The 9,955-nt window shown below is 57.8% G+C and carries 3 protein-coding genes and 1 pseudogene; 1 reads left to right on the forward strand and 3 read right to left on the reverse strand.

What is annotated here, in order from left to right; genetic code table 11:
- Positions 1-224: hypothetical protein (locus tag O3306_RS22065; protein ID WP_272011533.1), on the forward strand; the 224-nt coding region annotated here is incomplete at its 5' end.
- Between the two features lie 21 nt (positions 225-245).
- Here the strand turns inward: O3306_RS22065 and O3306_RS22070 are convergent.
- The 3 genes and pseudogenes from O3306_RS22070 to O3306_RS22080 all read right to left on the reverse strand — a co-directional run bounded on the left by O3306_RS22070 (position 246) and on the right by O3306_RS22080 (position 9,440).
- A pseudogene (locus tag O3306_RS22070) lies at positions 246-761 on the reverse strand (IS6 family transposase).
- A gap of 101 nt (positions 762-862) precedes the next feature.
- Positions 863-7,630 (reverse strand): CHAT domain-containing protein, encoded by a 6,768-nt coding sequence (locus tag O3306_RS22075; RefSeq protein WP_272011535.1) that lies wholly within the window; start codon positions 7,628-7,630, stop codon positions 863-865.
- Positions 7,631-7,790: 160 nt separating this feature from the next.
- Positions 7,791-9,440, reverse strand: a complete 1,650-nt coding sequence (locus O3306_RS22080) for an alpha/beta hydrolase (protein WP_272011537.1) — start codon at positions 9,438-9,440, stop codon at positions 7,791-7,793.
- Positions 9,441-9,955 lie beyond the last annotated feature (515 nt).

Genomic DNA, 9,955 nt, shown 5'->3' on the forward strand with positions numbered 1-9,955 from the left:
GAAACGAATTATCAGGGGGGTCACTTTTGGACGCCGATTACCCCAATACAGGGGTCAATCTTGCATGCCGGTTCACAAAATTCACGCCGCAGCCCGGGCATGTCAGATCACGGATCGATCTGCGGCAATCGACCGACGATGTTAAGAAGTCCTCCAACGAACTACGCCGAGTAGAAGTTGTCTTCATCAAAAGGGGGATTGCCAACTTATTTTCGCTTGATTGAGATGAGTGAGAACCTTGCCGGTCAAGCGGCCATTTCGGCAGCATAGTCTTCCCAAAGGCCGAAAGCGTCGGCTCTGGCGTGGCGGTATGAGATTGCGGAACGGCGGTAGCGGCGCAGTTTGTCTGTCACGAGGACACGTGGCACACCCCATCGCTTCATTAACTTCATCAGGAAACGCTTGGCAGCATGGGCATTTCTGCGGCTTTACATCAGGATCTCCAGCACGTCTCCGTTGGCGTCGACCGCTCGCCAAAGCCAATGTTTTCGCCCTCGAATTGAAATCACGACCTCGTCGAGGTGCCATTTGTCGGCAGGAGCCGGGCGATCACGACGGATCTTGGCCGCAATCTGCGTTCCGAACCGCTGGCACCACATCCGGATGCTTTCATACGAGACGATCACGCCCCGATCGGCCAACAGACCCTCGACATCGCGCAGGCTCAGGGCAAACCGATGGTAGGCCCAGACGGCATAGGAGATGACTGACCGAGGGAAACGGAAGCCCTTCAGGCGAGGGTGTGAAACGTGGCTGATCATGAGAGATGGCTATGCGGGCAACCGGGGCGCGTCAATAACATGACAAAGCCGATTGATCAAATCCGGTCATCAACTTGGCAATACCGCATCATGCAACAAGGTCAAGGTTTGCCCATCACGATGGCGGCGGCCCAGAAGCCCGGATCGGCATGATCACCGCCTGCTGCGATCATCTGACGTTGGGCTTGCGCCAAGGCTTCTGCGTTGCTTGCGCCATTGACCTTGGCCTTGTAAAATGCCTCGGCTAAGGTGCGGGTCGCCTTGTCCTCCACTTGCCACAGCGTTGCAATAATCGCCGGAGCGCCGGCATGGGCAAAGGCGTGGGCGATGGTGCGGAATTCCAGGCCGTCGCGCCCCAGGGCCGTTTCACAGGCGGACAGAAAGACAAGCTCGGTTTCGCTCATCGGAAGGGTCATAATCTGCGGGATACTCATGCGCCGGTTTTCGGCGAGCAAGAGATAACTGTCCTTGGGTGACTGGTGATCCAGTTTGCCGTGCATCGCCAGATGAACATATCGGGCATCGGCCGCATATGTGACAAGCTCATCATAGGTAGCTTCTTTCCCAATCCGCAACTCCACCAGATCGTCAGCCAAAATTTCTGCCACGGCTTCGGCTTCGGCGCGGGCATGCGCCAAGGTGCCGTCCGGATCACCGACGATAAGATGCCCGAACGCCGTGGACGGGGCAGCGTCGATCATCAGGTCGAGGGCATAGAGGCTAGGCGATGTCGCCAGATCTAACTGTTCGACGGCATATACCGGTCTGTTGTTCCGGATCTCGCGGATCAAAGCAGAAAACGGCAGATACGCGAGGGAACCCGTCGGAGAAATTACAATTGTTGCATCGTCCTTTAGGCTGTGTTCAGCCGGGCGCAACAGCATATCATAAAGCCAGGCTAGGGACTGTGTCGCAGCGTCCTGATTGCCAACCTGAAGCTGCTGGGCCAAAGTCGTCAAATCCTTGGCGGTATCCGTGATGCCATCCTGCCCGCCTTCTGAGGGGGCGGACAGCTCAAAGCCGCGCAAATTCCCTCGTGCCTGTCCTGAAAGATACGCAATTACCGATGTTACGGCCCGGTCGAGCTCTTCGCGTGAAACGTCGACCTGCCTCAATTCGGCTCGGCTTTTACTGACGAGATTGATGTATAGCGTGCTCTCCGTAGGCAAGTACTGAACAACAACCACATTATCGGGCAGCTTTTTGCCAAGTGCGCGCAAATCGAGCGGGTTTAGCTGCAACATGTTGAAAAGCAATGGCTCCTCCTGCTCCATCTTGGCGAGGATCGCGAGATCGCGTTGCCGAGTACGCCGCAGATCCTTTTCCAGCTTGGCGATATTACCGCCAGCCGTCTGCGCCACGTCGAGACGTTCTTCCAACTGAGCCAGTCTCTTGCGGTTCTTGCGGAAGTTTTGTGCAAGTTTCCCCGTGGCGCTGTCGGCTGGAAGGGCGTCCAGCATCACTTCGTTCACCTCTTGCGCTCGGCGAAGTTCTAGTGCGCCAAAGGCCATGTCGGCCCGCTGTTCGGTGATCAGGAAGGAGGCCGCCCCCGCTCCTTCGGGATCATAGACCGTCAAACCCCAATCAGTGCCAATATAGACCCGGCCTGCCGTGTCTGCAGCAATGGCATGGACTGCCCGCGCACCGTAATTGGCGTAATCTCGGCCCGGCAAGATCCAGTTAAGCTTGTCGGGGAAAAACCAAGTCGCTCCATTTAGCGCAACGACCCCGCCTGCGGAGCCGAAGAGCCACAGATCGTCATCAAGCTGCGCACCCTCGGTCCCGAGGTAGAGCGCAGGTTGCATGTCGCGCACGGCCATGTAGGAGGGGGACTCAATCTGGTCGAATTCCTCCATCACATTGCCGCGCAAACGGGCAAAACCGCCAGTTGTACCGACAATTGCAGTGGTGTCATCTATTTGCGTGTAGCTGGTCATAAACCAGTTGCCCAATACATCCAGGCGGGTCTTGCGGAACTCTTCGCCCGTGAATTCGAACAGGCCACCGTAAAGGTTTTGCCCCTTGTAGCCACGGTGCCCTTCATTCGACGCGACGAGCATTATGCGCCCATCAATGGTTTCGTGCATGGCATAGAGCATATCGGAAAATACCCGATGGTCCGGGTCATCGCCGAACATCGAATATTCTTCCAATTCTTCGCCTTCGCGCCACCGAAACACGCTCGCGCCAGCGACAGCCCAGATCGTGCCGTCCGAGGCCGCAAGGATATCCGCAAGCCGCGCCTGATGGGCGTCGCCGTCCCGTATCTGTTCTGTATCAAACAGTTCCTGTGCGTCGACCGATCCGCTTTGAAATCTCAGGACAGTCGGGCCATCATGCGTGATCAACGCCCCGTCCGGTGCCCGGTCCAATAACCGCGCATTGGCGCCCGAGAAGAATTTCATTTTCGCCTGCGGATCGGAGTGATCCACCGCTTCAATGCCCCACCCCAACGCCACGAAGGTCACTTCAAGCGCCGGATCCGACAACAGATCATAAACCCGGCTGCCCAATTCATATGCCGCCTGCCCCCGGACAATAGCCGAGACACCCTCATTGGTAATTACGAACGAGCGCCCATCCCGTTCGTGAGCGGCGAGAAAGGCTGTCGGGCGTATGCCCGCCGGTTTGCTGAAGGTTTCAAACCCGCCTTCGCCCAATACCGCGCCGCCCTTGTCAAACAGCACGGTCAACGCGGGCACCCCTTTGGAAAGGTCGAAATGGGCAAGGCCCGTAGGTGGCGCCGTGGCGTTGATTGCCTCGTGGCCCTCGACGCCTTGCAGGTCGACCTTTCCCTGTAATGCCTTCGCCCAAGGAGCCGATTTGAGGGTTTTCCCTGACAGCACATATAGGGTTTTCCCCTCGGGGCCGAGAATTGCATCGGTCGCCTGTTCGAACGTCAGGCCCACCTGCATCTGGCCGTTCTGCCACCAAAGCGCATTGCGCCCGATAACCAGGAACCCGTCATCCGCCACCGAAAGACGGTTTACCGCACTGTCAGAGACGCGCTCGATTTCCAAGCTATCCAGATTTGCCAAAGCAAGCCCCTCATCACCTGCGATTGCGAGGGTGAGACCATTTGCGGCGATATCATTGACACCGCCGGCAAACAGCGCGCTACTACCGCCGCGCCATAGCCGTGCCTCGCCGTCATAAGCGCCCTTCAGCAGGATCAGCCCCGCGCGGGACCCAAGCCAGAGACGTCCAGCGTCGTCCTCAGCCAGGCTGGAAAAATTGGACATGCCATCGATATCGACAAAATCAAGCGTTTTCGAGAACCGGCCGATCTGTTTGTCAAAGCCGAACCACTCCCAGTAGCCCCGGCGCAGAACAGCGATCCCGGCGCTGGAGGCGATCACCACATCCCCGTTCCGGCGTACCAGCACATCCCGCATCCGAAAATTGCGATCCACCAGTAGGGAGGGAAACACCTCGTGCTGCGCGAAACTGCGCCAGAATCCAGGATTGGCGAGATCGGATTTTTCCAGCCATCCGCTTTGCGACAGCGCGCGAAGGGAGGATTTACTCATCTCGGCGCGCAGCCTGGCAAAGGCACCGACGGCTTCGGGATCTGCGGGAGTTTGCGAGACGACCCATCCCTGCATCTCGGACCAGATGTCCCAGGCGCGAGCGGGCAGCCCGTCGGGGCGTACGCGCAGCATAAGGCGCCGCCAGTTGCGCACGGCCTCGATCGTCAGAATCTGCGCTTCGGCCAAGCGGCGCGTATCATCGCCGGCCTCTGCCGCCTCATCAATGCTTCTGTAGAAAACACTCTGCAAGATCGAGTCCGCGTCCATCCAGTATCCGGGATGGTCCGCTACATGATCAACCTTATAAACACCCTTGTTCAGCATAGCACGCAGCAGATCTGACTCAGACACGTGGCTTTCTTCATAAAGCGCATCGATGGCCCCTTGAAGCGCGTCAAGGTCGGGATCCTCAAGATGGAAGTCGAACAGTTCGCCGCTCTCGATATCGTTCAGCACGCGCTTGTCAGCGACCATCCTATCTAACTGGGACGTGATCATCATCGACAAGTCCATCGTTTTCAGATCATCCCTTTCGGGTAGAGGCTCGGTATTTTCAAGCTCGCCCTCTGGGGAATAGGTCGAAATCAACCGTCCAGCCCCGACCAGATGTATCGTGATCGCGTTACCGGCGGCATCGTACTCGAGGCGGAGTTCCTGCTTACCATCAACGACCACCTGTTTGATCCTGCGCTTATTCGCTGTCGACACGGAACCGGTGTAACCAAGTTCAATTTTCCTTTTCTCGCCTATTTTCATGAGGGATAAATCGCCATCGGCGGTATAGGCTGCGGAAGCCTCGAACGCGCCTGCACGATAATACAGGGTGCGGCCGGTTATAGGGTGATATCGGCGTTCTTCCTCAAACCCGTCGGGGCGCAGCAGGACGACGCTCATATCATCCAGATCGAGGTTCTTTATCGTAGCCTGGTCCTCGCGGGCCTCCTGGCGGGCGTTTTCGAACCAATTTATATGCCGCGCAGAACTGGAAATTCTGTCGCTGCGATTGTAACGTGCCTCGTAGTAACGCTTTTCCGCACCCAGACGGCCATAGGCATACTCTGTTTCCTTCTCGACATTGAAGTCGGGGTTCCATCGTTTTGCCCGCTCCAGCAGAGCCAATGCGACAACCGACGACCCGCCGTACTTGTTATGAAACAACGCGAAGCTGTTCAAAGCCTCGGCATCGCGCGGACGGCGTTCAAGATAACGCGCATAGTAGATGAACGGGATCACCGCATTGCTCAGATTCTGCGTTATCTCGGTCTGAAACAGATGATTGTACGGGTCTTTCTTGTCTGGGAACAATTCGGCCCGCTTCAACGCGGCAGCCGTGCGTTCGGGGGACGGGCCCAGACGCCCGATTATGTAGAAGCGGTTGTGCCAGTAATCTTTTTCGGGAATGCCGAGTGCGCGCGCCCGGTCTAGATAGCTGACCGAAACTGGCACTCCCGCCAGATCGGTTGAAACCTTCTTGTAAATCGCGTCGTCGGCCAAGACTGCACGTTCCATATAAACCTGCGCGATCTCTCCCGCCTCGGCCCCGGCCTCTTCCATGCGTGCGGCTTCGACCTCGAGTTCGGCGATGATCGTGCGCCACTCGTTGGGCGCGCGGTCAAACCTGTAGCCTGCATATTTGATGACCGGAAAGCTCTCGAGCGGTGCCTTCTTGATAGCCCGTCGCCAGACGACTCCAGGATCGCCGCTGATCTTGGCCAGGGTTTGCCAAATTTGCTGCTTGTAGGGATACCGATGCGCCAATTCCTCTAGCAGACGACGCGCATCCTCTTCCTGGCCAATTTGAGCGGCATATTCTTCCAGCCTGCGAATTCGCCAATCGGACCGAACATTGCGCAGGAGTGATTCGCGGATCAGCCCGTAGGCGTCTTCCGGACGGTCCATCTTGTTGAGCGTCCAGGCGATATTGCCATGTACCCAATACTGGTTGGGCAATGTCGCAAGCGCGATGTCGAGAACATCATCGATCTCTGCATGGCGGTCCAGCTGGTACAGGGCGGTGCGCCAGGCATTGATAATATTCGCCCCGGCAATACCGCCCGCGTCGCGATACTTTTCCACGAGGCTTGGAATATCGCCGTAACGCTCTGCATCCATGAGCGATTTCAGCAACTCGCTGGCGACGGGCTGATGCGTGGGATTGTCCTTCAGAACAGGGGCAAGCAGGGCCACGGCCTCGTCCGGGAAGCCCTCCTTGCGAAGGGATTTACCAAATTCCAGCCTTAGCCGGTGGGTATCGGCCGCCGTGTCGCGCGCGGCCAACCCCACGTCACGGGCGCGGCCCAATTCACCTGCATGACGCAGCATCTTGATCTGCAACGCGGCTGTGACCCCGGCGCGTGTATCCTCGGGCTCGGCCACTTCTACCCAATCGGCCACGATCTCAAGCGCCTCGGGAAACCTACGCTGTGCAGCCTTGACGCGGGCGATCCGGGACACGGCATCTCGAAACGGATAGGCTGCATGTTCCTGTTCAAATGCCGCGAGGGCGTCATCGTATTTTTGGAGCGTTTCATATTTATATCCGAGGCGCCGCAGAGCGATCAGGTCTGCCGGAGCCGCGTCCAGCCAAAGAGAGACCGCGTTCTTGGTGTCCACAGTTTCCACATCGCCATGCGCGGCCAGCCAGCGGATCAGCGCAGCAGCGGGCGTACCAGCCAGTTCTGGTGTGCCCTCAAGCCAGGTCACTGTATCGGTGTTGCCATCGCGGGCTTCGTCTCCGGCAAAGTAGGCGGCGCCGAAGCGGTTGGGAAAATGGAGTACCATTCGTTGGCTCAACAGGACGGACTGATCAACCTTGCCGAAATCGCGGGCCGCATAGAATATTTCGGTGTCAGCCCAGTAGTCCGGGGCGGCACGCGCCAGCGCCTCATCCGCCATTCCGGACAAGAGGTCGAAGCGTTCAGCCTTTGCGTAAGCAAAAGCGCGGCTGGCAAAGCTCAGCGGTTCAGCCAGATCGGCGGGTATCTCTGGCAGCGTCGTGACCGTCAGATTACCAAGGGCCGATTGCGCCCAGGCCCAGACATGGGTGGCAAAAGGATGCGGCGCGTCGGTGCGCAGGTCCGCTTCGGCCGCTCGAAGGAGGCCTTGAAAGTCGCGCGATTCCTGCAACGCAATCCAGAACTTGATGCGGGTGTCGTCCTCCAGACTAACCGCACCGGCGAACTCGCCTTCCAGCGATGCCAGGGCGGGCGGCGTATAAACACCATCGGCAGAAACGGCACCGGTGGGATCTGGCGCTAAAGAAATGTCCTGCGCCAGAGCCACCGCTGTAAAGGCAAAAGCCACTATCAGGGCAGCAGCAAGTGTCCTAAAATACTTCAACCAACCAATCCTTATACAATACGCTTAAAGCATGTCGCTCTTAATATTAGGTGCCTCGTATAGGTAGATCGCGCATAATAAACTGGTTTTGCGCGCGTTTTGCAGAAGCCCTTGATCCAAGTTATTCGTGAAACACAAGAGATTGACGGTTGGGAAGATCTCAACCACCCAACCTTAGGGCTACAACCTCCAGAACCCCCAGCCAGAAATCAAGCCTGTCACCGGGTGCATCATCATACTCCTTCTGTGCCACCTCCAGCGCTCCATTCCCATGCAGGCGAATCAAGTCGCTTGCGGTGCGTACCTCTTCGACAAGGCAACTATCGGGCACCACGTCCCAGACGGAACTGTTGTCGTCGAGCGGACGCGCCGCCACGCCGCAGCGTTCTATCGGGGCCCAGCCGTTTCGCACAACGCCCAAAATATCGCCCAGCATTTCAGGAGCATCGCCGAAATAAGAATGCCCCAGTGAATCGGCTTCGATCTGTGAGGCATCCACGGTGTCCATGCCATTAAGGTGGACGATATTCCCCCCCGCATCCCCCAGCCTGCGCCCGCCATTCACTCCGCGTGAAACCGTAAGCGCCCAATCGTTCTGCGATGCATAGAGAGTTATCCCATCGACATGGGAGCGGATGCTCTCAAATTCAGCCTCAAAGTCGGCACGATCCACATCAGGCGCGGCGAGGATGAGCTGCCCCATCCGGCGGTTCGGATAGTTCCGAAAAAACCCGTTCAGCGCTTCCAACGTATAACGATTACCCATGGAATGGGCGATCAGGTGCAACTTTCCCTCGCCCCGAGTGGCTATTTCAAGGAATTGCTCCATCGCGGGACGCGTGGGCAACACGTTGCTGGCATCTATCAGATAGCCGTAAACCGAAGCTTGCGAGGGCCAGCTATAATACATGGCCTTGCCTGGAAACTCGAGGTCGAAGGCCAGCTGCGCAGCCCGCAGCGCTCCATCATGAAACGACACGTTGTAGCCATGCACGAACATGAGCTTGTCATCCGGTCCACAGCACGCCTTGGCAAAAGCGGTGTGGGAAAGCGTTTCGATATCGGCGAGCACCACGTGTTCGTCGGGGTCAAGGTGATCGGTAAAGAACCAGCCTTCAGGTCGCTCAATCAACCCAGCGAGGTGATCGGGCGGGATCGTCACCGTCAGCTTGCCGACGCTGAGCGGCCCGAGACTGCTGCCAAAATACCGGGCCGGATCGGCCTCGCCACTAAGCAGGCGATTTGTACCATACCAGACGGCAACCGCGGCCGGATCGCCTTCGGCACGTAGCGACCCAACGGGCGGCACAACATTTTCGATCTGTCGGCGAAACCCTTCGATTGCCGCGATAATATCGGGGCTTATGGCATTGTAGCGCGCTTCGATATTGCTCAGCCGGTCGAGCAGCGCCCGGTTTTCCGCACCCAGCCGCGCCTCGGCGCTGTTGTAGGCCAGCAGATCGAACCGGAGCGCCTGATCCATTTGCCCCAACGCACGATGCGCCGCCGACAACATGTCATACACTTCGGTTTCTCGCGGATCCGCTTTTGGAAAGGGCGATACGTCGCTGAGTGGTGCCAGATAGGCTATGGCGCGCTCTGCCTCACCCGTCCGGAGAGCGGCGCGCCCGATGCTCAAGCGGAGATCGGAGCTCTCCCGCTCGGCCAATAGCTGATCAACCATGGAAAAAGCGCGGTCGGTGTCCTTGGAAAGCGCGGCTTCGAACTCTGCATATTTTTGCAGAGCTTCAGCAGTCGGAACGAAGGATGCCGCCGCGGTCAGAGGCAAGAGCAGCAAAGATACTGTCACACAGAATGAAAAAATATACTTCAAAACGAGGCCCCTTCCATCGGCTGGTTTGCCCCGATAATGAGCGGAAAGGCGCTGCCGATCAAGGAAGGCAAGATTTAAGGGCTAAATGTCGTGTGGCTCCGGCTCACCCGGTAGCCGAACGCTACCAAATTTCTCGGGATATGAGCGCGCTCATGAGTTCAGGAAAGTCGCCCAGGAAAAATCGGCTGAGCAAGACAATACGAAGGACCGTGACGTGGGGAACGAGCGCTAAGGTAGCATTACAATCGCCGCAACACTCTGGTCGGCTAAGCTGGAACAACGCGGATCGGGATTACCAAAGTGGCAAGGTTGGCGCGAAGATTTGTTCGTCCAGCGGATCGCAAGGCCCGGCCACCTTTCCACCATACGATCAAGCGCCCACGCGAGTGAATAAGTCCCCGCGTTGGGTGAGTGGGCATTGCCAACTTATTTGCACCCGCCCGAATGCGGCCTGACCCAAGCCCGTCAGGCCGTCATTTCAAGCGCGTAGA

This window comes from Roseovarius sp. ZX-A-9, from assembly GCF_028369135.1.
Lineage (GTDB): Bacteria > Pseudomonadota > Alphaproteobacteria > Rhodobacterales > Rhodobacteraceae > Roseovarius.